Consider the following 23,710-nt stretch of genomic DNA (forward strand, 5'->3'; position numbering starts at 1 on the left):
GGCCGTTCGGCAGGCTACCCGCGGGTACGAGCGACCCGGGGGAAGTGACCGCCGCCTCACTCGCCCGTAACCCCGGCCGTACGGCGCCGTTGTTACTGCCGAGTGGAGGGCGGTCGGTCCGCCGGCTGCAGCAACGGAGGGAGTGACGTTCGCATGGGCGTTGACATCAGGATCGAGCATCTGACGAAGAGCTTCGGGAAGCAGCTCATCTGGGGTGACGTCACCCTCACCGTCCCGGCCGGGGAGATCTGCGTGATGCTCGGCCCCTCCGGTACCGGCAAGTCGGTCCTGCTGAAGACGCTCATCGGCCTCCTCAAGCCGGACGCCGGCTCCGTGGTCATCGAGGGCACCGACATCTGCTCCTGCTCCGAGAAGGACCTCTACGAGATCCGCAAGCTGTTCGGGGTGCTGTTCCAGGACGGCGCGATGTTCGGGTCGATGAACCTCTACGACAACGTCGCGTTCCCGCTGCGCGAGCACACGCGGAAGTCGGAGTCGGAGATCCGCAACATCGTCATGGAGAAGATGGACCTCGTCGGCCTGATCGGCGCCGAGGACAAGCTCCCCGGCGAGATCTCCGGCGGCATGCGCAAGCGCGCCGGCCTGGCGCGTGCGCTGGTGCTCGACCCGGAGATCGTCCTCTTCGACGAGCCGGACTCAGGTCTCGACCCGGTCCGCACCGCGTTCCTCAACCAGCTGATCGTGGACCTCAACGCCCAGATCGACGCGACGTTCCTCATCGTCACCCACGACATCAACACGGCCCGGACGGTGCCGGACAACATCGGGCTGCTCTACCACAAGCACCTCGCGATGTTCGGCCCGCGGGAGATGCTGCTCTCGAGCGAGGAGCCGGTCGTGCGGCAGTTCCTCAACGCGCAGCGGGTCGGCCCCATCGGCATGTCCGAGGAGAAGGACGCCGACCAGCTCGCCGCCGAGAAGGACATGGACCTGCCGCCGCTGCCGCCGATCGCCATGCAGCTCGAGCCGTCCAACGGCATCCCGCGGCGCAGCCAGCGGGCGCCGGGGGAGTGGTGCCGGCTCAACGGGATCACGCCACCGCCCGGATCGTTCCAGCCGGATTCTGTCCTTGCCGGGGGAGCGCGAGCCTGATCGTGTCCTCCTTGACCGCCGCGAGAGCCCTCAAGCCGGTCGGGACCGTCGGCAACTTCTTCGCCTTCGGACTCGACGTCGCCCGGGGCCTGTTCCAGCGGCCCTTCCAGTTCCGTGAGTTCATCCAGCAGGCGTGGTTCATCGCCTCCGTGACGATCATCCCGACCGCCCTGGTCGCGATCCCGTTCGGTGCCGTGATCGCGCTCCAGGTGGGTGGCCTCATCAAGCAGTTCGGCGCGCAGTCGTTCGTCGGCTCCGCGAGCGTGCTGGCCGTCGTACGTGAGGCCGGGCCGATCGCCACCGCCCTGCTCATCGCCGGCGCCGGCGGCTCCGCGATCGCCGCCGACCTCGGTGCCCGCAAGATCCGGGAGGAGCTCGACGCGATGATGGTGCTGGGCATCGACCCGATCCAGCGCCTGGTCGTCCCTCGCGTCCTCGCCTGCATGCTCGTCTCGGTCTTCCTCAACGGCCTGGTCAGCGTCGTCGGCGTGGCCGGCGGCTACGTCTTCAACGTCCTCCTCCAAGGCGGTACGCCGGGCTCCTACCTGGCCAGCTTCACCGCGCTCGCCCAGCTGCCGGACGTGTGGCAGGGGCTCGCGAAGGCGCTCGTGTTCGGCATGATCGCGGCGATCGTCGCCGCCTACATGGGCATGAACGCCGGCGGTGGACCGAAGGGCGTGGGCGACGCCGTCAACCAGTCGGTGGTCGTCACCTTCATGCTGCTGTTCGTCGTCAACTTCGTCATGAGCGCCATCTACTTCCAGCTCGTGCCTTCGAAGACAGGGTGACCCGATGTCCAACGTGAAGGCCGTCTACGAGCGACCCCTCGAGACCCTCGACAAGCTCGGTGAGGAGCTGTCGTTCTACCTGCGCGCGCTGGCGTGGACGCCGCGCACGGTGCGCCGCTACAAGAAAGAGGTCATGCGCCTGCTCGCCGAGGTGACCCTCGGCACCGGCGCCATGGCCGTGATCGGCGGCACGGTGGGCGTCATCGCGGCGATGACGTTCTTCACCGGCACCGAGGTCGGTCTCCAGGGCTACGCGGCCCTCAACCAGCTCGGCACCTCCGCGTTCTCGGGCTTCGTGTCGGCCTACTTCAACACCCGCGAGATCGCACCGCTGGTCTCGGCGATCGCCCTGGCCGCCACGGTCGGCTGCGGCTTCACCGCCCAGCTCGGCGCGATGCGGATCTCGGAGGAGGTCGACGCTCTCGAGGTGATGGCGGTCCCGTCGCTGCCGTTCCTCGTGACGACCCGGATCCTCGCGGGCCTCATCGCGATCGTCCCGCTCTACGTCATCGGCCTGCTGTCGTCCTACTTCGCCACCCGGCTGACCGTCACCTGGGTCTTCGGGCAGAGCTCGGGCACCTACGACCACTACTTCACGACGTTCCTCCCGCCGGGCGACGTGCTGTGGTCCTTCGGCAAGGTGCTCGTCTTCAGCGTCGTCGTGATCCTGATCCACTGCTACCACGGCTACAACGCGTCCGGCGGTCCCGCCGGCGTCGGCGTCGCCGTCGGCCGCGCCGTGCGGACCAGCATCGTCGTCATCAACGTGCTCGACCTGTTCCTGTCGATGGCGATCTGGGGTGCGTCGACCACCGTGAGGCTGGCGGGCTAGTCGTGCTCAGCGTCCTGCGCCTACGCGTCCTCGGCATCTGCTTCCTCGCCCTCGTGGTGGGCGGGGTGTGGCTGACCTATGCCGTCTTCACGCAGAGGTTCTCGCACTTCGACGAGGTCACCCTGGAGACCTCGCGGGTCGGCCTGCAGCTGCCCGACCGCGCCGACGTCAAGGTCCGCGGCGTGCTCGTCGGGCAGGTGCTCAAGCAGGAGGCCAGCGCCCACGGTGCCAAGCTCACGCTGGGCATCAAGCCCGACGAGATCGGCACGATCCCCGCCGACGTCACCGGCTCGATCCTCCCGAAGACGCTCTTCGGCGAGAAGTACGTCTCGCTGGTCGTGCCCGACCAGCCCGAGAGCACTGTTCTGCGGGCCGGTGCCGTCATCCGGCGTACGGCGGTCTCGACCGAGCTCGACAGCGTGCTCTCCGACCTCTACCCGCTGCTGCGCGCCGTCCAGCCGGCCGACCTCAACGAGACGCTGAACGCCCTGGCGACCGCGCTCGAGGGCCGCGGCGAGGAGCTCGGCAGCACCATCGACACGGCGGACGCCTACCTCAAGCGGCTCAACCCGCAGATCCCGGCGCTGGTGGAGGACCTCAAGAAGTCGGTCAGCGTCGCCGACACCTACAACGGCATGATCCCGGAGCTGAGCAGCATCCTGCGCGACACGATCAAGACGACCGGGACGCTCGAGGACAACAGCGCCCAGCTGCACGCGCTGCTCACCAACGTGACGTCGGTGTCCGGCACGGCGCGGGACTTCCTCGCGACCAACGAGAACAGCCTGATCCACCTCGCCGACATCAACGACGGCCTGCTGAAGACGGCGGCCCGCTACTCGACCGAGTACCCCTGCCTCCTCGGCGGCCTCGAGAACCTCGGGAGGCGCGAGGCGGACGCGTTCCGCGACTACACGCTGCACATCGTCCTGGAGACCCTGCCGCAGCAGCCGCGCCGCTACACCGCGGCCGACAAGCCGCGCTACGGCGAGGACCGGGGTCCAGCTTGCGGCCACCTGCCCAGCCCGCCGTGGAGCCAGAAGAACCCGCTGACCGAGGTCCCGTCGATGAACGACGGCGTCGCCGGCCCCGTCCGACGCGCTCCCGTCAACCACGACTTCTTCCGCAACGGCTTCGGCTACGCCGGCAGCCCGGCCGAGACCACGGCGCTCGACGAGCTCCTGGCACCCGGTCTGGGCGTCTCGTCCGGCGACGTGCCCGACCTGGGTGGCCTGCTGGTCGGCCCGATGGCGCGCGGCGCCACCATCGGCTTCGACGAGGCCTCGCCCGGGGGGAGCAGGCCGTGATGCTCCTCGACAAGCGGACCCGCGGCGACCTGGTCAAGCTCCTGGTCTTCGTGGTGGTCACGACGCTGGCCACTGGACTGCTCGTGCTGACCATCGGCAACATCTCGTTCGGCGGGACGCACGACTACAAGGCGGTCTTCAGCGATGCCACCGGCGTCAACAAGGGCGACGACGTCCGCATCGCCGGCGTCAAGGTCGGCACCGTGGGCAAGGTCGAGATCACCGACCGGACCCGCGCGCTCATCACGTTCTCGGTCAAGGACGACCAGGCGCTGAGCCGGGCCACGCACGCGGCGATCCGCTACCGGAACCTCGTGGGCCAGCGCTACATCGCGCTCACCGACGAGATCGCCGACGGCGCGCAGCTCAAGCCCGGCCAGACCATCCCGGTCGGCCAGACCACGCCGGCGCTCGACCTGACGGTGCTGTTCAACGGCTTCAAGCCCCTCTTCCAGGCACTGTCGCCGAGCGACATCAACAAGCTGTCCTACGAGATCGTCCAGGTCTTCCAGGGCGACGGCGGGACGCTCGACAGCCTGCTCGCCCACACCGCCTCGGTGACCCAGACGCTGGCCGATCGCGACCAGGTGATCGACTCCCTGATCGACAACCTCAACCAGGTGCTCGACCACCTGGGCGACCGGGACCAGCAGCTGTCCTCGCTGATCACGACGTTCCGCGGCTTCGTGCACGGGCTGACCGGTGACCGGCAGGCGATCCTCTCCTCGCTGGACCAGATCTCCGGCCTCTCGGTCCAGACCGCCAGCCTGCTGAAGGGCATCAGGTCGCCGTTCGTGCAGGACATCAAGCAGCTGCGGCGGGTGGCCGGCAACATCGACGACAACAAGGCCGAGCTCGACCGCCAGCTGCAGGTCCTCCCGATCAAGCTCAACAAGGTCGGCAACACGGCGACGTACGGCTCGTTCTTCAACTTCTACCTGTGCAACTTCACCGGAACCGTGAAGCTGCCGGCCGGCGCCGAGCTCCCGGTGAGCTACAAGACCGGCGGAGCGAGGTGCTCCCTCGGATGAAGACCCTTCGAACCGTGTCCCAGCGGTCGTTCACGCCTTTCAGGGAGCGCAACCCCGTCAAGGTGGGCGCCGTCAGCCTGGCGGTGCTGGCGCTGGTCATGCTGGCCGCCTTCAAGGCGCAGGACCTGCCGCTGATCGGCGGTGGCGACACCTACTACGCCGACTTCTCCGAGGCCGGCGGGCTGAAGGCCGGCGACGAGGTCCGCATCGCCGGCGTCCGCGTCGGCAAGGTGACCGAGGTCGGTCTCGACCACGGCCACGTGAAGGTCGCCTTCAAGCTCGAGGGCGATGCCGAGTTCGGCGGCGACACCCGCGCGAGCATCAAGGTGAAGACGCTGCTCGGCGCCATGTACCTCGCCCTCGAGCCGGCCGGCGCGGGCCAGCTGGCCAAGGGCGGCGAGATCCCGGTGGAGCACACCAGGTCGCCCTACGACGTCGTGGAGGCGTTCACCGGCCTGGCGGAGACCTCCGGCGACATCGACACCAACCAGCTGGCCAGCGCCCTGAACACGCTGTCCGACCTGACCCGGACGACGCCGGACTCGTTCCGAGCGGCCCTGACCGGGGTGTCGGCCCTGTCGAAGAACGTCGCGGCGAAGAACGAACGGATCGGGACCCTGCTGACCAACCTCAAGCGCGTCTCCACGGTGCTCGACCAGCGCGACGGCGACATCGTCGGGCTGATGAAGGACTCCGACGTCCTGTTCCAGGCACTGGTCCAACGCCGCCAGTCGGTGCACCAGCTGCTGGTGTCGACCGCCAGCCTGTCGACCGAGCTGAGCGCGCTCATCGACCAGAGCCGTGACGACCTGAAGCCGGCCCTCACCAAGCTCCAGAGCGTGCTCGCGGTGCTGACCAAGAACGAGGACAACATCGACAACAGCCTGCGGCTGATGGCGCCGTTCTACCGCGTCTTCGCCAGCACGCTCGGCAACGGGCCGTGGTTCGACACCTACATCCAGAACATGCCTCCGGCACCGGCGGTGGGCTGATGAGCAAGGTGCTGCGGTGGCTCGTGCCCGGCCTCATCGTGATCCTCGCGGCGACGGCGGGTCTCACCATGTTCACGGGCGGTGGGGAGCGCACCCTCGTGGCCCACTTCCCCCGGACGATCTCGATCTACGAGGGCAGCGACGTGCGGGTGCTCGGCGTGCCGGTCGGCAAGGTCGACTCGGTCACGCCGAACGGCACCGACGTCAAGGTGACCATGCACTACTCCGACGACGTGCAGGTGCCGAAGGACGCGAAGGCGGTGATCGTCGCCCCGTCCGTCGTCGGCGACCGCTACGTCCAGCTCACCCCCGCCTACACGTCGGGTCCCGTCCTCGGCGACGGCGCGGTGCTCGACACCAGCCGGACCGCCGTACCGCTCGAGCTCGACGACGTCTACGGGAGCCTCGACAAGCTCGTCGTGGCCCTCGGCCCGACCGGCGCCAACAAGAACGGCGCCCTGTCCGACCTGCTCGACCAGACCGCCAAGAACTTCGGCGGCCAGGGCGCGCAGGTCCGGCAGACGATCGGCGACTTCGGCAAGCTCAGCAAGACCCTCGACGACAACAAGGACGAGCTGTTCGGGTCGGCCGCCCAGCTGCAGAGCTTCATCAGCACGCTGGCGAAGAACGACACCACGGTGCGCGACTTCAATGCCTCGCTGGCGAAGGTCTCGACCATGCTCGCCGGGGAGCGCGGCGACCTGGCCGCCTCGCTGCACGACCTCGCCACCGCGCTCGGCGACGTGACGACCTTCGTGCGGACCAACAAGAGCGTGCTGCACTCCGACATCGGCAGCCTCAACCGCGTCGCGAAGGTGCTCGTCAAGCGCCGCAAGGAGCTGAGCGAGACCCTCGACGACGCCCCGCTCGCACTCAACAACCTCTTCTACGCCTACGACCCCCACACAGGGACGCTCGACACGAGCGCCAACGTGCCCTCGGCGATCGGGAACGCCGTCAACAACCCCGCCCTGACGCTGTGCACCTTCCTCAACCAGGCCGACAAGAGCGGCGGACTCTGCAAGCTCGTCGACAGCGTCCTGCCGCGGGGCAGCGTCTTCGGCGCCGGCACCGGCTCGTCGGTCGACAAGCCGACGGACCCGACGCTCGGCGGTTTGGTCCGTACGCCGGCCGAGGGAGGCTCGCGATGAATCACCCCACGCGATTCTTCGCTTCCCCGCTTCGCTCCTCCGCGAACAATCACGCGGGGACCCCGATGAAGCGACTCCTCGCCCTCCTGGCGGCGGTCTGCCTGTCCTTGACCGCCTGCGACTTCGACGTCTACGACCTGCCGCTGCCCGGCGGCGCCGACACCGGGTCCGACCCGATGACGCTGCACGTGGAGTTCGCCGACGTCCTGGACCTGGTGCCGGACTCGGCCGTCAAGGTCGACGAGGTGTCCGTCGGCAAGGTGACGTCGGTGAAGCTCGTCGACGGCCACGCCGACGTCACCGTCGAGGTGCGCCGCGACACCAAGCTGCCCGCCGACGCGACCGCCGAGATCCGGCAGACCAGCCTGCTGGGCGAGAAGTTCGTGTCGCTGGTGGCGCCGGCCTCCGACCCGAGTCCCGCCCTGATGAAGAGCGGCGACACGATCCCGCTCGCACGCAGCGGACGCAACCCCGAGATCGAGGAGGTCCTCGGCGCACTGAGCCTGATCCTCAACGGCGGCGGCGTGGCCCAGCTCAAGACCATCTCGACCGAGCTCAACAAGGCGCTGGCCGGCCACGAGGACTCCGCGAGGTCGGTGCTCACCCAGGTCGAGGTGCTGATGAAGAACCTCGACGACAACAAGGCGTCCATCGTCCAGGCGCTGGAGTCGATCAATCGGCTGTCGAAGTCGGTGCGGTCGCAGGAGAGCACGATCGACGCCACCCTCGGCGAGCTGCCGAGCGCGCTGAAGAGCATCGACGCCCAGCGCAAGGACCTCGTCACCATGCTCCAGGCGCTCAGCCGCCTCGGGGACGTCGGCGTCCGGGTCATCAACGCGTCCAAGACCGCCACCATCCAGGTCGTCCACAACCTCGAGCCGACGCTCACCCAGCTCGCCGACGCCGGCGACAGCCTGGTCAAGTCGCTCAACACCGCCCTGACCTACCCGTTCGTCGACGAGGTCGTCGGCCGGGACCCGCAGGTCGCGCGCAACCTGCACATGGGCGACTACGTCAACCTGTCGATCGACCTGCAGGTCGACCTCGGCGGACCTCTCGAGGCCGCGGCGAGCGGCTCGGTCCTGCCGTCCGACCTCGACCCGACCAAGACCGTCGGGAACGTCGCGAAGTGCCTGGCGAGCGGCAGTCTCAGCAGCCCGGCCTGCAAGGCGGTCCTCAACTCGGTCACCGCGCTGGTCAACCTGACCAACGAGTGCAAGAAGCCCGGCAACCGAGACACGGCCGTGTGCAAGGGCCTCAACCAGCTGCTGATCGGGCTGCCGGTCCCCGGCCTCGGCGGCACCTCGCAGCCGGGCGGCAGCTCGACCAACCCGCTGGGTGACCTCGTCGGCGGCCTCGGGCTGCAGCGCGCCGCGCCCGACGGGCACCTCGTCACGAGGTCCACCCGGTTCAGCTACGAGGGGCTCGCGGGGATCTACGACCCCACGCTCGTCAAGCTCCTCGTCCCCGGCCTCGGCGCCGGCTCCGACGCGAAGGGGGAGGTGGCACCGTGATCACCCATCGGACCAAGCTCCAGCTGCTGGTCTTCGCGATCATCACGCTGCTCGGCGTCTCCTTCGCCGGCGCCCGCTACGCCCGCCTCGACCGGCTCTTCCTCGACGACCACTACACGGTGGTCGGGCACTTCCTGTCCTCCGGCGGCATCTACACCGGCGGCGAGGTGTCCTACCGCGGGGTGAAGGTCGGCCAGGTGGGCGCGATGAAGCTGACCCACGACGGTGTCGACGTCTCCCTCGACATCGACAACAAGTACGACAAGATCCCGTCGGACGCCCTGGCCGTGGTCGGCAACCGGTCGGCGGTCGGCGAACAGTACGTCGAGCTCCAGCCGCAGACCGACGCGGCGCCGTACCTCCGGGACGGGTCGGAGATCGCCCCGACCGACACGCGTACCCCGCTCCCGACCGAGAAGCTGCTGGCCGACGCCGCCGACACCGTCTCCTCGGTGAACACCGACGACCTGAGCACGACCGTCAGCGAGCTCGGCAAGGCGTTCGGCGGCGCGGGCGACGACCTGCAGCAGATCCTCGACACCAGCAACTCGTTCGTGAAGACCGCCGACGACAACTTCGACGTCACCAGCGCCCTGATCCGCGACGGCAACACGGTCCTGAGCGGCCAGGTGGCCAGCGAGGGCTCGCTGCGGACGTTCGCGCGGGACCTCTCGCTCTTCAGCGGCACCCTGGCCGGCAGCGACGCCGACCTGCGCAAGCTCCTCGTCAACGGCTCCGCCGGTGCCCAGGAGGTGCAGGCCTTCCTGCAGGCCAACAAGGTCGACCTGACCGAGCTCCTCAGCGAGTCGGTCACGACCGGCGACATCGTCCTCAAGCACCTGCCCGGCCTGCGCCAGGTCCTCGTGCTCTACCCCTACGTGGTCGAGGGCGGCTTCACGGTCCTCGACAAGAACAAGGCCGGCCATTACGACGCGCACTTCGGCCTCGTCCTGACGCCGGCCAAGCTCTGCAAGAACGGGTACCAGGGGACCGTGAAGCGGCCTCCGCAGGACGGAGCGAACAAGCCCATGAACACCGACGCCCGGTGCGCCGAGTCGGCCTCGCAGAGCAACGCCCGCGGTGCGCAGAACCTCAACCGGCCGGCGCCGGGCGGCTCCACCGCCCAGGCGCCCGTCGTGGGGGCCTACGACAGCGCGACCGGCGAGCTGCAGTGGGGTGACCCCCGGACGGCCTCAGGGGCGCCGAGTACGTTGGCGCGGCAGACGCCAGGGAAGGACACGTGGAAGTGGCTGTACCTCCGATCCTCGACGACCTTGAAGGAGTGACGACCCCCGAGACCGACGCCCCTGCACCCGCCCCCGCCGTCCTCCGGTGGGGAGTGTTGGCGGTGCTCGGGGTGCTCATCGTCGGCTCGCTCGTCGCGCTCGGCATCCAGGCCGTCCACCGCGGCGGGAACCCGTTCTCGACGACCGACAAGGTCCAGGCCGCCCGCGACGACGTGATGTCGCAGGCGCGCCGGTTCATGGTGCGCGTCAACACCTACGGTCCCGACCTGCTCGAGGGCAGCAAGATGCCGAAGTACCGCAGCGGGGTCGCCGACCTGGTCACCTCGAAGTTCGGCGCCGACTTCCAGAAGAACGTGCCCTACGCCGAGGCGACCGTCGCCCAGGCGGGCCTCGCCCGCACCACCGAGGTGTACGCCGTCGGGGTCGGCGACCTCGACCTCGACCGGGGCCGGGCGACCGCGCTGGTGGCCGGCTCCTTCACGAACTCCTTCCCCGACCCGCAGGACAAGACCAAGCGGGTGCCCGCCGACCCGCAGCCCTACCGCGTCGAGGTGACGCTGGTGCGGCAGGGCGGCACGTGGAAGGTCGACGCGTTCGCCCCCGTCGGCGCTGACCAGAGCGGCCAGAGCGGCCAGAGCGGCCAGCAGCAGCCGACGCCCGCACCGACGCCGACGGCGCCGGCAGGAGGCGCCCAGTGAGCACAGCACCGACCTGGTACGACCTGCTCGACGTCGAGCCCACCGCGTCGACCGAGGAGATCCGCGCCGCCTGGAAGAGCGCCGTCGTCGACCTCGACCCGACCGACCGGCGCTTCCAGCGGCTGTCCGAGGCCGCCGCCGTGCTCCTCGACGAGGAGCGCCGGCGGGACTACGACCGCAGCCTGCCGACCGCCTCGGTGGTGGAGGCCGACACCCGCGACCTGCCCGCCGAGCTGCCCCGGGGCGCGGCCGCGTCGTCCGTCGGCGACCTGCCGACGACCGAGCCGGGCATCTCCGAGATCGAGCCGGCCTCCGTCGAGGTGGAGCACGACCCGGCGGTGCCGGAGCGTCCGGAGCGGTTCCAGCGGTTCGTCCCGACAGGGACGGTGCCGCTGTGGCTGCTCGGCGCGGCGGCCGTCGTCGCGCTCGTCCTGGTCGCACTGGCCGCGTTCGCCTGGACCCGGCCGGACCCGAAGGCGATCGAGCGCGACGCCGCCGGCGCTCGGGAGGCGGCCGAGCGCGCCGTCGTACCGGTGCTGTCCTACGACTACCGCACGCTCGACCAAGGGCAGCGCGACGCGGAGTCCCACCTGACGACCCACTACCGCGACAAGGCGTTCCGCCCGCTGTTCGCGACCATCAAGAAGAACGCGCCGGGCACCCAGGCAGTCGTCACGACGAAGGTCGTCGAGTCGGCGATCGTGCGGGCGGGGGAGGACCGGGTCGAGGTGCTGGTGCTCGTCGACCGGCCGACCACGAACAAGAAGCAGACCACGCCGGTCACCTACGAGGACCATGTCACGGTGACGATGGAGAGGAGCGACCACGGCTGGCTGATCGACGACATGACGACCTGACCGATCGGTCGATCCCTCGGCCGTTCGTCGGTGAGGTGCTTGACCTCGGGCCCGGACAGGCGCATCATCGTCCGCGCAGGGTGGCAGGGACCGGGTCTGGTGTCGGCGCCGAGGTTGTGGCGCCCCCAATTTTGCGGTAATGTTGCGCTTTGCGCGTGCCCTCAAATGCCCTTCAGCCTGCCCGGTGGCTGATCGAGTGGGGGGCATCGTCGCTCACCACCAGCGAAACCTGTCGAAGGATTCCTCTTGGCCGCGCGCAGCACCTCCGCTGACTCCAAGTCTCGCCGCATTTCTTTCGCAAAGATCACCGAGCCTCTCGAGGTTCCCCAGCTCCTCTCCCTCCAGACCGACAGCTTCGACTGGCTCGTCGGCAACGAGGTCCACAAGGAGCGGATCGCCGCCCGCAAGTCTGCGGGCGAGGACGTCTCCGAGAAGTCCGGACTGGAGGAGATCTTCGAGGAGATCTCCCCGATCGAGGACTTCTCCGAGACCATGTCGCTCTCGTTCGAGAACCCGGTCTTCTACGACCCCAAGTACACCGTCGACGAGTGCAAGGAGAAGGACTTCACCTACTCCGCACCGCTCTACGTCTCCGCGGAGTTCACCAACAACGACACCGGTGAGATCAAGGGCCAGACGGTCTTCATGGGCGACTTCCCGCTCATGACCGACAAGGGCACCTTCATCATCAACGGCACCGAGCGCGTCGTCGTGTCGCAGCTGGTCCGGTCCCCGGGCGTCTACTTCGAGCGCACCGCCGACAAGACGTCCGACAAGGACATCTACACCGCCAAGCTGATCCCCAGCCGCGGCGCCTGGCTCGAGTTCGAGATCGACAAGCGCGACATGGTCGGCGTCCGTCTCGACCGCAAGCGCAAGCAGAACGTCACGGTGCTGCTCAAGGCCCTCGGCTGGACCAACGAGCGGATCCGCGAGGAGTTCGGCGAGTACGAGTCGATGATGCTCACGCTCGAGAAGGACCACACCGCCGGTGAGGACGACGCCCTTCTCGACATCTACCGCAAGCTGCGCCCGGGCGAGCCGCCGACGCGCGAGGCCGCGCAGACGCTGCTCAACAACTACTACTTCAACCCGAAGCGCTACGACCTCGCCAAGGTCGGCCGCTACAAGATCAACAAGAAGCTCGGCCTGACCGAGGCCTTCGACCAGCAGACGCTGACCGTCGACGACATCGTCGCCGCGATCAAGTACATCGTCGCGCTGCACGACGGCCGCACCCAGCTCGAGGCTCCGCAGGGCACGATCGACATCGACCCCGACGACATCGACCACTTCGGCAACCGTCGCATGCGCACGGTCGGCGAGCTGATCCAGAACCAGCTCCGCACCGGCCTCGCCCGCATGGAGCGCGTCGTCCGCGAGCGGATGACGACGCAGGACGTCGAGGCGATCACGCCGCAGTCGCTGATCAACATCCGGCCCGTCGTGGCGGCGCTGAAGGAGTTCTTCGGCACCTCGCAGCTGTCGCAGTTCATGGACCAGACCAACCCGATCGCCGGCCTGACGCACAAGCGTCGCCTCTCGGCGCTCGGGCCGGGTGGTCTGTCCCGTGACCGCGCCGGCATGGAGGTCCGAGACGTCCACCCGTCGCACTACGGCCGCATGTGCCCGATCGAGACGCCGGAAGGCCCCAACATCGGTCTGATCGGCTCGCTCGCGTCCTACGGGCGGATCAACCCGTTCGGCTTCGTCGAGACGCCCTACCGCAAGGTCGAGAACGGCCAGGTCACCGACAAGATCGACTACCTGACCGCCGACGACGAGGACCGCTTCGTCATCGCCCAGGCCAACGCCGTGCTCGACGAGAAGGGCCGGTTCGCCACCGAGCGCGTGCTGGTCCGCCAGCGCGACGGCGAGGTCGCCGAGATCTCGGCCGGCGAGGTCGACTACATGGACGTCTCGCCGCGCCAGATGGTGTCGGTCGCGACCGCGCTCATCCCGTTCCTCGAGCACGACGACGCCAACCGTGCCCTCATGGGCGCCAACATGCAGCGTCAGGCGGTCCCGCTGGTCCGCAGCCAGTCGCCGCTCGTGGGCACCGGCATGGAGTACCGCGCCGCCGTCGACGCCGGTGACGTCGTCACCGCGACGAAGGCCGGCGTCGTCAAGGAGGTCTCGGCGGACATCATCGAGACCCTCAACGACGACGGCACCTACTCGACGTACCGCCTCGCGAAGTTCAAGCGCTCCAACCAGGGCACCTGCATCAACCAGCGCCCGCTGGTCAACGAGGGTGACCGCCTCGAGGTCGGCAGCCCGATCGCCGACGGCCCGTGCACCGACCAGGCGGAGATGGCTCTCGGCCAGAACCTCCTCGTGGCGTTCATGCCGTGGCAGGGCCACAACTACGAGGACGCGATCATCCTCAGCCAGCGTCTGGTCCAGCAGGACTACCTCACCTCGATCCACATCGAGGAGCACGAGGTCGACGCCCGCGACACCAAGCTGGGTCCGGAGGAGATCACCCGGGACATCCCCAACGTCTCCGAGGAGATGCTGGCCGACCTCGACGAGCGCGGCATCATCCGCATCGGCGCCGAGGTCACCACCGGTGACATCCTCGTCGGCAAGGTCACCCCGAAGGGCGAGACCGAGCTGACCCCCGAGGAGCGGCTGCTCCGCGCGATCTTCGGTGAGAAGGCGCGCGAGGTCCGCGACACCTCGATGAAGGTGCCGCACGGCGAGGAGGGCACCGTCATCGGTGTCCGCGTCTTCGACCGCGAGGAGGGCGACGAGCTCCCGCCGGGTGTCAACCAGCTGGTGCGCGTCTACGTCGCGCAGAAGCGGAAGATCTCCGTCGGTGACAAGCTCGCCGGCCGCCACGGCAACAAGGGCGTCATCGCGAAGATCCTGCCGATCGAGGACATGCCGTTCATGGAGGACGGCACACCGGTCGACGTGATCCTCAACCCGCTCGGTGTTCCGCGTCGTATGAACATCGGACAGATCCTGGAGCTCCACCTCGGCTGGCTCGCCAAGCAGGGCTGGGACCTCAACCTGTCCGGCGACAAGGACGACGCCGAGTGGAAGCAGCGCCTGATCAAGATCCACGCGGACAAGGCGGAGCCTGACACCAAGGTCGCCACGCCGGTCTTCGACGGCGCCCGCGAGGACGAGATCACCGGTCTGCTCAGCTCGACGATCCCGAACCGCGACGGCTTCCGGGTCGTCGGCGAGGACGGCAAGGCCCGCCTCTTCGACGGCCGCTCCGGCGAGCCGTTCCCGGAGCCGGTGTCCGTGGGCTACATGTACATCCTCAAGCTCCACCACCTGGTCGACGACAAGATCCACGCTCGCTCGACCGGCCCCTACTCGATGATCACGCAGCAGCCCCTGGGCGGTAAGGCCCAGTTCGGTGGCCAGCGGTTCGGCGAGATGGAGGTCTGGGCGATGGAGGCCTACGGCGCCGCCTACGCCCTCCAGGAGCTCCTCACCATCAAGTCCGACGACGTGCCGGGCCGCGTGAAGGTGTACGAGGCGATCGTCAAGGGCGAGAACATCCCCGACTCGGGCATCCCGGAGTCGTTCAAGGTCCTCGTCAAGGAGATGCAGTCGCTGTGCCTCAACGTCGAGGTGCTCAGCCAGGACGGGTCGAGCATCGAGCTCCGTGACGCGGAGGAGGACGTCTTCCGCGCCGCCGAGGAGCTCGGCATCGACCTCTCCCGGCGCGAGCCCAGCTCGGTCGAAGAAGTCTGAGTCGTGGTCTCGGTACGCCTCGCCGGCGCTCGGCACTCGACCAACGAGCTTCGTTGGTCGAGTGGCCGGAGCCGCTAGGCGAAGGCGTATCGAGACCCCTCAGTCCACCTGACTTGAATTTCGAGAACTAACGAAGGACTAGAAGCCACCGTGCTCGACGTGAACTTCTTCGACCAGCTTCGGATCGGCCTGGCCACCGCGGATGAGATCCGCGCGTGGAGCCACGGCGAGGTCAAGAAGCCGGAAACCATCAACTACCGCACGCTCAAGCCCGAGCGTGACGGTCTCTTCTGCGAGAAGATCTTCGGTCCCACCCGGGACTGGGAGTGCTACTGCGGCAAGTACAAGCGCGTCCGCTTCAAGGGCATCATCTGCGAGCGCTGCGGCGTCGAGGTGACCCGCTCCAAGGTCCGCCGTGAGCGGATGGGCCACATCGAGCTGGCCGCCCCGGTCACCCACATCTGGTACTTCAAGGGCGTCCCGTCGCGCCTGGGCTACCTGCTCGACCTGGCGCCGAAGGACCTCGAGAAGGTCATCTACTTCGCCGCCTACATGATCACCTCGGTCGACGACGAGGCGCGTCACCGCGACCTGTCCTCGCTCGAGGGCAAGGTCGGTCTCGAGCGCGACCGCCTCACCAACCGCATGGAGACGGCGCTCGCCGACCGCCAGAAGAAGCTCGAGGAGGACCTCGCGGCGCTCGAGGCCGAGGGTGCCAAGGCCGACCAGAAGCGCAAGGTGCGCGACGGTGCCGAGCGTGAGCTCGCCGCCATCCGCAAGCGCGGCGAAGCCGAGATCGCCCGCCTCGACGAGGTGTGGGACACCTTCAAGAGCCTGAAGGTCCAGGACCTCATGGGCGACGAGCTCCTCTACCGCGAGATGAAGAACTGGTTCGGCAAGTACTTCGAGGGCCACATGGGCGCCACGGCGATCCAGAAGCGCCTCCAGGACTTCGACATCGACGGCGAGGTCGAGGCGCTGCGCGAGACCATCGCGACCGGCAAGGGCCAGCGCAAGGTCCGTGCCCTCAAGCGGCTCAAGGTCGTCGACGCGTTCCGCAAGACCGGCAACCAGCCGATCGGCATGGTGCTCGACGCCGTCCCGGTCATCCCGCCGGACCTGCGCCCGATGGTGCAGCTCGACGGTGGCCGCTTCGCGACCTCCGACCTCAACGACCTCTACCGCCGGGTCATCAACCGCAACAACCGCCTCAAGCGACTGCTCGACCTCGGCGCCCCCGAGATCATCGTCAACAACGAGAAGCGGATGCTGCAGGAGGCCGTCGACTCGCTGTTCGACAACGGCCGTCGTGGCCGTCCCGTCACCGGTCCGGGCAACCGCCCGCTGAAGTCGCTGTCCGACATGCTCAAGGGCAAGCAGGGCCGCTTCCGTCAGAACCTGCTCGGCAAGCGCGTCGACTACTCCGGTCGTTCGGTCATCGTCTCCGGTCCGCAGCTGAAGCTGCACCAGTGCGGTCTGCCCAAGCAGATGGCGCTGGAGCTCTTCAAGCCGTTCGTGATGAAGCGCCTCGTCGACCTGTCGCACGCGCAGAACATCAAGTCGGCCAAGCGCATGGTCGAGCGTGCCCGTCCGGTCGTGTGGGACGTCCTCGAAGAGGTCATCACCGAGCACCCGGTGCTGCTCAACCGTGCACCCACGCTGCACCGTCTCGGCATCCAGGCGTTCGAGCCCCAGCTGATCGAGGGCAAGGCCATCCAGCTGCACCCGCTGGTGTGTGGCGCCTTCAACGCCGACTTCGACGGTGACCAGATGGCTGTCCACCTGCCGCTGTCGGCGGAGGCGCAGGCCGAGGCCCGCGTGCTGATGCTGTCGACCAACAACATCCTCAAGCCGTCCGACGGCCGTCCCGTGACCATGCCGTCGCAGGACATGATCATCGGCCTGTTCTTCCTGACCTCCGACCGTGACGGCGAGCCCGGCGAGGGCCGCTCGTTCGCGTCGCCGGCCGAGGCGATCATGGCGTTCGACCGCGGTGAGATCACCCTGCAGAGCAAGGTGAAGATCCGCCTCGACGACATCGTCCCGCCGGTCGACTGGGAGGCTCCGGAGGGCTGGGCCGAGGGCGACCCGATCTTCCTCGACACCAGCCTGGGTCGGACGATCTTCAACGACACGCTCCCGGCGGACTACCCGTACGTGAACGTCGAGGTCGGCAAGAAGCAGCTCGGCGCGATCGTCAACGCGCTCGCCGAGCGCTACCCGAAGGTCGTCGTGGCGGCTTCGCTGGACGCGCTGAAGGACAACGGCTTCCACTGGGCCACCCGCTCGGGTGTCACGGTCTCGATCGACGACGTCACCACGCCGTCGGACAAGGCCGAGATCCTGGCCGGCTACGAGGACAAGGCCGCCAAGATCCAGAAGCAGTTCGAGCGCGGCCTGGTCACCGACGAGGAGCGCCGTCAGGAGCTCGTCGAGATCTGGACCGAGGCCGCCAAGGAGGTCGGTGAGGCCATGGAGAAGGCCTTCGACCGCCGCAACCCGATCTTCATGCAGGTCATCTCGGGTGCGTCCGGTAACTTCAACCAGATCCGCCAGGTCGGCGCCATGCGTGGCCTCGTGGCCAACCCGAAGGGCGAGATCATCCCGCGGCCGATCAAGGCCAACTTCCGCGAGGGTCTCTCCGTGCTCGAGTACTTCATCTCGACCCACGGTGCCCGCAAGGGCCTGGCCGACACCGCGCTGCGTACGGCCGACTCGGGCTACCTGACCCGTCGTCTGGTCGACGTGTCGCAGGACGTCATCATCCGCGAGGAGGACTGCGGCACCGAGCGTGGCTTCGTCGTCGACATCACCAACGAGGACGTCGAGACGACCGCCTACGCCCGTACGACGGCCGAGGACGTCCTCGACGCCAACGGTGACGTGGTCGCCCCGGCCGGCACCGACCTGGGCGACGTCAAGATCGCCGAGCTCGTGGCCGCCGGCATCTCCGAGGTGAAGATCCGCTCGGTCCTCACGTGTGAGGCCGTCACCGGTACCTGCGCCAAGTGCTACGGCCGCTCGCTGGCCACCGGCAAGCTGGTCGACATCGGTGAGGCGGTCGGCATCATCGCCGCGCAGTCCATCGGCGAGCCCGGCACGCAGCTGACCATGCGTACCTTCCACACCGGTGGTGTGGCGTCGGCCGACGACATCACGCAGGGTCTGCCCCGCGTCGTCGAGCTGTTCGAGGCGCGCACCCCGAAGGGTGTCGCCCCGATCAGCGAGGTCGCCGGCCGCGTCCAGATCGAGGAGACCGACAAGGCCCGCAAGGTCCTGGTCACGCCCGACAACGGCGACGAGGTCAAGGAGTACGTCGTGTCGCGTCGTGCCCGCCTCAACGTCGCCGACGGCGACCACATCGAGGTCGGGCGCACCCTGACGGTCGGCACTCCCGACCCGAAGGAGGTCCTCCGCATCCTCGGTGTCCGCAGCACCCAGAAGCACCTCGTCGACGAGGTCCAGGGCGTCTACAAGAGCCAGGGTGTGGCGATCCACGCCAAGCACATCGAGATCATCGTGCGGCAGATGCTGCGTCGGATCACCGTGCTGGAGTCGGGCGAGACGAACCTGCTCCCGTCCGACCTGGTCGACCGGGCCAAGTTCGAGATCGAGAACCGTCGCGTCGTGTCCGAGGGCGGCAAGCCGGCCTCGGGTCGTCCCGAGCTCATGGGCATCACCAAGGCCTCGCTCGCGACCGAGTCGTGGCTGTCGGCCGCGTCCTTCCAGGAGACCACCCGCGTCCTCACCGACGCGGCGATCAACGGTCGCTCGGACTCGCTGCGTGGTCTGAAGGAGAACGTGATCATCGGAAAGCTGATCCCGGCTGGTACCGGCCTCGAGCGGTACCGCAACATCCGGGTGGAGCCGACCGAGGAGGCCCGCGCCGCTGCGTACTCCGTCACGGGCTACGACACCTACGACTACGAGTTCGGCAACGGTGGCGGCCAGGCCGTCGCGCTGGACGACTTCGACTTCGGTCAGTACCAGAACTGAGCGCAGCGAAGCTCTGGTCTGACTGACCGGATCGAGTAGCGAAGCCCCGCCCGAGCTTGCTCGGGCGGGGCTTCGGTGCATCGAGATCACGTCGTGCCAGCGACGCATCGCCGGAGCGACGTCGCGCCGGCCGGGCCGGTCACGGGACCAGCACCCACCGCCCCCGCTGGCCGCCACCGGCGACCTTGTCGTACGCCGTCGACGCCTCGCCCAGCGGCACGGCACCGGCGACCCGGACCGCGAGCGTGCCGTCGGCGTGCAGGGCGAGCAGCTCGGCGAGCAGTGCGCCGTCGGGGTCGGACTGGACGGCGGTCGCCGTCACCCCGCGCTCGGGCGGCACCGGTGCCCCCGGCAGGACACCCACGAAGAGCCCGCCGTCGCGGACGGCGGCGATCGCCGCCTCCTGGAGCCCGGCGGCGTCGAGCACCGCGTCGAAGCGGGGACCGGGGAGCTCGGTGAGGAGCTCACCGGCGCCGGACCCGAGGACGAACCCGCGGTCGTGCTCACGGGCCAGGCCGGTGACGACCCAGCCCGCGCGACGGGCGAGCGGGACGGCGTACCCGCCGACGGCGCCCGCGGCGCCCGTGACCAGGAGCGTGCGGTGGTCACCGGGGCCGAGCAGGTCGACGGCCTGCGCGGCGGTGGTCGCGTTGAGCGGGATCGACGCGGCACCGACCGGGTCGAGCCCGTCGGGAAGACGGGCGGCGGCCGCGGCCGGCACGACCGTCTCGGTGGCGTGGGCACGGACGGGCGCTCCGGGATCGCCCAGGTGGGCAGCGACGGTGTCGCCGACGCGGAAGTCGGCGACGGCGGTGCCGACCTCCCGGACGACGCCGGTCAGGTCCCAGCCGAGGCCGACCGGGCCGTCCAGGCCGAAGACGGCCCGGCCGGGACCGGCGGCGACGAAGGCGTCGACCGGGTTGACGCCGGCGGCGACGACCTCGACGCGAAGGTCGCCGGGGCCGAGCGGGGGCAGCGCGACCTCCTCGAGCTGGGGGCTGGCAACGCCGGGGCGGCTGATCAGCGCGGACATGGTGACTCCTCCTTGACGAATGGTTGCCACCCCACTGTCGGTGACCTACTCTCTGTTGGGAAGTAGGCACTTTGCAGTGGGGTACGCACCCGGAGGTGAGCCATGACCACGACACTCGAGCCCGCGCCGGGCTTCAACGCCTTCGAGGCGTCCTGCCCGAGCCGGCGGCTGCTCGACACGATCGGCGACAAGTGGGTGAGCCTCGTCGTGGTGGCGCTCGGACTGCGTGGACCGCTCCGCTACTCGCAGCTCTCCGCGCAGATCGCCGGCGTGAGTCAGAAGATGCTCACGCAGACGCTGCGCGGCATGGAGCGCGACGGCCTGCTGACGCGCACGGTCACGCCGTCGGTCCCCGTGCGGGTCGACTACGAGCTCACGCCCCTCGGCCTGTCCCTGCTCGACGTGCTGCAGCACCTCAAGGACTGGGCCGAGGAGCACATGGGCGAGGTCGACGCCGCCCGGGCGTCGTACGACGCGGCGAACGTCTGAGGCGCGCGCCGCGCCGGTGTCTCAGCGTCGCCAGCGCAGCCAGAGCAGGGCCGCGGCGTAGGTCACGCCGGCGAACCCGGCGAGCTGGAAGTAGGGCGACCCGTCCTCGCCGCGGGCGGTCTCGACGAGGGCCATCGCGATGATGACCAGGATCAGCACCACGCCGGTGAAGACCGTCGCGCTGCGGTCGAGCGCGTTGATCCGCTCGTCCTTGTGGTCGAGCAGGCCCTTGACGGTCTCGCTGTAGCGGCCGGCCAGCACCATGGCCGCCCCGATGACGATCATCGTGACGAACCCGCCGATCCCGAAGCCGCGCTCGCCCGCGGCCAGGCCGGTGGCCAGGTAGGCGATCCCGGCGGCGACGCACGCGCCAGGGGCCATCCAGCGGCTGCAGTACCAGGGCCTGGTCGCTTCCTTGGTCGCGGGACTAGTCGACATCGAACACCTCTTCCACGGTCAGGTCGAAGAACCGCGCGATGGCGATCGCCAGGGGGAGCGACGGCAGGTAGCGCCCGGTCTCGATGGAGTTCACGGTCTGTCGCGAGACCCCGAGCGCTCCGCCGAGGTCGGCCTGGGAGAGCCCGCGCGTGGAGCGCAGCTCCCTCACGACGTTCTTCATGTGTCAAGGATGTTTGACACTGGGATCGGATGTCAAGCATGTTTGACATCGGCGGCTGCCGGACGCCCACGGCCGTCTGGAAGGATGGGCGCATGACCGCCCCGCTGCCCGCTTCGACAGACGTCCTGGTCGTCGGGGCCGGCCCGGCGGGCTCGGCGGCTGCCGCGTGGCTGGCGCGGGCGGGTCTGGACGTCCTGCTCACCGACATGGCGGTCTTCCCGCGTGACAAGACCTGCGGCGACGGCCTCACGCCGCGCGCGATCGACGAGCTGGTCCGGCTCGGGCTGGAGGACTGGGTGCGTGCGCACCCGGTCAACCGCGGCCTGCGGGCGCACGGCTTCGGCCAGACCCTCGAGCTGCCGTGGCCCGGCGACTCCTTGCCCGACTGGGGCTCGGCGGTCGCCCGGACCGAGCTCGACGACCACCTGCGCACGACCGCGATCAAGTCGGGCGCGACCGCCGTGGACGGCGTCAAGGCGGTCGACGTACGCCGGGACGGCGGGCGCGTCGCGGCGGTCGTGTTCCGGGTGCCGACCGGCTCCGCCGGCGAGGACCGCCTCGTCGAGGTGGCCTGCCGGCGGCTGATCGTCGCCGACGGCGTGCGGTCCCCCCTCGGGAAGGTGCTCGGGCGCGAGTGGCACCGCGACACGGTCTACGGTGTCGCCGGCCGGTCCTACGCGACGTCGTCCGCGACCGACGACCCCTGGATCAGCTCGCACCTCGAGCTGCGCGGCCCCGCGACGGGCTCGGGGACCAAGGGGGAGGTGCTCTCCGGCTACGGGTGGGTCTTCCCGCTCGGGACCGGCGAGGTGAACCTCGGTGCCGGCACGCTGGCGACGGCGAAGCGCCCGGCCGACGTGGCCATCAAGCCGCTGATGCGGCTCTACGCCGAGTCCATCCGCGACGCCTTCGGGCTCGAGGGCGACCTCCGTGCCGAGGCCTCGGCGCTGCTGCCGATGGGTGGCGCGGTCACCGGCGTCGCCGGGCCCAACTGGGCGCTGATCGGCGACGCGGCGGGCTGCGTGAACCCGCTCAACGGCGAGGGCATCGACTACGGGCTCGAGACCGGCCGACTGGTCGCCGAGGAGCTGCTCTCGACCGGCGACCTCGCCCGTGTCTGGCCCGCGCTGCTGCGCGACCACTACGGGGAGGCGTTCTCGATCGCCCGTCGTCTGGCCGGCATCGCGACCAACCCGCGGCTGGTCGCCGCGCTCGGGCCCGTCGGCATGCGCTCCGACGCGCTCATGACGCTCGCCCTGCGCTGGATGGGCAACCTGGTCACCGACGAGGATCGCGACCGTGCGGCACGGGTGTGGCGCTGGGCCGGACGCCGGTCCCTCGCCCGGGACCACCGGCCGCCCTTCTCATGAGCACCGCATGAGCCCGGCCGCACCGCGTCGGCGCCGTCTGCCCCAGGTCCAGCGCGTCGCCGCGTACGCCGTCATCCTCCGCGACGACCGGATCCTGCTCAGCCGCCTGTCGGACGCGCTGACGCGCACGCCGCTGTGGACGCTCCCGGGAGGCGGGCTCGACCACGGCGAGGACCCACGCGCGGCGGTGGTGCGCGAGGTCTACGAGGAGACCGGCCTCGCCGTCACGGTGGGCGAGACCGCCTGGGTGCTGTCCGCGCACCGTGCGAACACCTGGCGGCGCGGACGCAACGTGGACGCCCATGCTCTGCGGATCGTCTACGACGGCTGGGTGCCGCTCGACTCCCCGGAGCCGAAGACCGTCGAGGTCGGCGGGTCGACGGCCGAGGCGGCCTGGCTGCCGCTGGGCGAGGTCCTGTCCGGCGAGGTGCCCACGCTGCCGCTCGTGCTCGAGGCACTCGAGCAGCACCGGATCGCGCGGGTGCAGCGGGTGGCGTCGTACGCACTGATCCTGCGCGGACGGGCGCCGGACCAGGAGGTGCTGCTCACCCGGATCGCGCCGCACGCGGTCCACGGCGGGAAGTGGCACCTGCCGGGCGGCGGTCTCGACTTCCAGGAGGACCCGCGCGACGGGCTGGTCCGCGAGGTCCACGAGGAGACCGGCCTGGCCGTCACGCTCGGCGACCCGCTGGAGGTGCACGACATCGCGCTCACGGGGGTCGCGCCGAGCGGGCGGTTGGAGGAGTTCCACGGGATCCACCTGATCTTCGTCGGCACGGTCGCACCGGGCGAGGACCCGCGGGTGGTCGAGGTGGACGGCACGACCGACGCGGTCGCCTGGGTGCCGCTCGGGTCCGTCCACGACCTGACCGTCACCAGCACGGTGACGGCGGCGCTGGACGCCTACGCGCGCCGAGCCTCCTCCGAGTGAAGGGCTGACAGGCCGGCTCCGGGGC

Annotated in this window: 19 protein-coding genes; 16 read left to right on the plus strand and 3 right to left on the minus strand. The window is 69.4% G+C overall.

All coding sequences use genetic code 11. The annotated features are described in order from the left end of the window. The first annotated feature begins 153 nt into the window (after positions 1-153). The 13 genes from QDS12_RS10185 to QDS12_RS10245 all read left to right on the plus strand — a co-directional run bounded on the left by QDS12_RS10185 (position 154) and on the right by QDS12_RS10245 (position 19,243). Positions 154-1,113: an ABC transporter ATP-binding protein gene (locus QDS12_RS10185; protein WP_279878878.1), complete on the plus strand. Its 960-nt coding sequence runs from the start codon at positions 154-156 to the stop codon at positions 1,111-1,113. Positions 1,114-1,115: 2 nt separating this feature from the next. Next, complete coding sequence (locus QDS12_RS10190; RefSeq protein ID WP_279878879.1) at positions 1,116-1,901, plus strand: ABC transporter permease; 786 nt, start codon at positions 1,116-1,118, stop codon at positions 1,899-1,901. A gap of 4 nt (positions 1,902-1,905) precedes the next feature. Continuing rightward, positions 1,906-2,733 (plus strand): ABC transporter permease, encoded by an 828-nt coding sequence (locus QDS12_RS10195; protein ID WP_279878880.1) that lies wholly within the window; start codon positions 1,906-1,908, stop codon positions 2,731-2,733. Positions 2,734-2,735: 2 nt separating this feature from the next. Next, the gene (locus QDS12_RS10200; protein ID WP_279878881.1) at positions 2,736-4,040 is read left to right on the plus strand and encodes an MCE family protein; all 1,305 of its coding nucleotides are present in this window, start codon (positions 2,736-2,738) and stop codon (positions 4,038-4,040) included. Continuing rightward, complete coding sequence (locus QDS12_RS10205; RefSeq protein ID WP_347882185.1) at positions 4,040-5,071, plus strand: MlaD family protein; 1,032 nt, start codon at positions 4,040-4,042, stop codon at positions 5,069-5,071. The genes QDS12_RS10200 and QDS12_RS10205 overlap by 1 nt, the downstream gene beginning before the upstream one ends. After that, positions 5,068-6,063, plus strand: coding sequence for an MCE family protein (locus tag QDS12_RS10210; RefSeq protein ID WP_279878883.1), 996 nt, complete (start codon positions 5,068-5,070; stop codon positions 6,061-6,063). The genes QDS12_RS10205 and QDS12_RS10210 overlap by 4 nt, the downstream gene beginning before the upstream one ends. Next, a complete protein-coding gene (locus tag QDS12_RS10215) occupies positions 6,063-7,214 on the plus strand; it encodes an MCE family protein (RefSeq protein ID WP_279878884.1) in 1,152 nt (383 codons plus the stop codon). Before QDS12_RS10210 ends, QDS12_RS10215 begins: the two co-directional genes overlap by 1 nt. A 65-nt stretch (positions 7,215-7,279) precedes the next feature. After that, entirely contained in the window at positions 7,280-8,728 is a 1,449-nt protein-coding gene (locus QDS12_RS10220; protein WP_279878885.1) for an MCE family protein, read from the plus strand. Then, on the plus strand, positions 8,725-10,014 hold the full coding sequence (locus QDS12_RS10225; protein WP_279878886.1) for an MlaD family protein: 1,290 nt from the start codon (positions 8,725-8,727) through the stop codon (positions 10,012-10,014). Before QDS12_RS10220 ends, QDS12_RS10225 begins: the two co-directional genes overlap by 4 nt. After that, positions 10,011-10,673 carry a hypothetical protein gene (locus QDS12_RS10230; RefSeq protein WP_279878887.1) on the plus strand — a complete coding sequence of 221 codons (663 nt, stop codon included), beginning with the start codon at positions 10,011-10,013 and terminating at the stop codon, positions 10,671-10,673. The genes QDS12_RS10225 and QDS12_RS10230 overlap by 4 nt, the downstream gene beginning before the upstream one ends. After that, positions 10,670-11,530, plus strand: a complete 861-nt coding sequence (locus QDS12_RS10235) for a DnaJ domain-containing protein (RefSeq protein ID WP_279878888.1) — start codon at positions 10,670-10,672, stop codon at positions 11,528-11,530. The genes QDS12_RS10230 and QDS12_RS10235 overlap by 4 nt, the downstream gene beginning before the upstream one ends. 246 nt (positions 11,531-11,776) lie before the next feature. Next, positions 11,777-15,247 carry a DNA-directed RNA polymerase subunit beta gene (gene rpoB, locus QDS12_RS10240; RefSeq protein WP_279878889.1) on the plus strand — a complete coding sequence of 1,157 codons (3,471 nt, stop codon included), beginning with the start codon at positions 11,777-11,779 and terminating at the stop codon, positions 15,245-15,247. A 150-nt stretch (positions 15,248-15,397) separates the two neighbouring features. Then, on the plus strand, positions 15,398-19,243 hold the full coding sequence (locus tag QDS12_RS10245; RefSeq protein ID WP_279878890.1) for a DNA-directed RNA polymerase subunit beta': 3,846 nt from the start codon (positions 15,398-15,400) through the stop codon (positions 19,241-19,243). Between the two features lie 139 nt (positions 19,244-19,382). On the opposite strand, the gene QDS12_RS10250 is transcribed toward QDS12_RS10245, so the two are convergent. Next, a complete protein-coding gene (locus QDS12_RS10250) occupies positions 19,383-20,276 on the minus strand; it encodes a zinc-binding dehydrogenase (protein ID WP_279878891.1) in 894 nt (297 codons plus the stop codon). A 102-nt stretch (positions 20,277-20,378) separates the two neighbouring features. Here QDS12_RS10250 and QDS12_RS10255 point away from each other — a divergent pair, with 102 nt between their 5' ends. Beyond that, positions 20,379-20,765: a helix-turn-helix domain-containing protein gene (locus tag QDS12_RS10255; RefSeq protein ID WP_279878892.1), complete on the plus strand. Its 387-nt coding sequence runs from the start codon at positions 20,379-20,381 to the stop codon at positions 20,763-20,765. Positions 20,766-20,786: 21 nt separating this feature from the next. On the opposite strand, the gene QDS12_RS10260 is transcribed toward QDS12_RS10255, so the two are convergent. Both QDS12_RS10260 and QDS12_RS10265 read right to left on the minus strand, forming a co-directional pair. Continuing rightward, positions 20,787-21,203, minus strand: a complete 417-nt coding sequence (locus QDS12_RS10260; protein ID WP_279878893.1) for a hypothetical protein — start codon at positions 21,201-21,203, stop codon at positions 20,787-20,789. Next, on the minus strand, positions 21,193-21,384 hold the full coding sequence (locus QDS12_RS10265) for a helix-turn-helix transcriptional regulator (RefSeq protein ID WP_279878894.1): 192 nt from the start codon (positions 21,382-21,384) through the stop codon (positions 21,193-21,195). The genes QDS12_RS10260 and QDS12_RS10265 overlap by 11 nt, the downstream gene beginning before the upstream one ends. A 92-nt stretch (positions 21,385-21,476) precedes the next feature. Between QDS12_RS10265 and QDS12_RS10270 the strand changes: the two genes are divergently transcribed. Further along, positions 21,477-22,754 carry a geranylgeranyl reductase family protein gene (locus QDS12_RS10270; protein WP_279878895.1) on the plus strand — a complete coding sequence of 426 codons (1,278 nt, stop codon included), beginning with the start codon at positions 21,477-21,479 and terminating at the stop codon, positions 22,752-22,754. Between the two features lie 7 nt (positions 22,755-22,761). Continuing rightward, complete coding sequence (locus tag QDS12_RS10275; protein ID WP_279878896.1) at positions 22,762-23,685, plus strand: NUDIX domain-containing protein; 924 nt, start codon at positions 22,762-22,764, stop codon at positions 23,683-23,685. The last annotated feature ends 25 nt before the right edge of the window (positions 23,686-23,710 follow it).

Origin of the sequence: Nocardioides sp. CER19 (assembly GCF_029846275.1) — a bacterium.
Lineage (GTDB): Bacteria > Actinomycetota > Actinomycetes > Propionibacteriales > Nocardioidaceae > Nocardioides.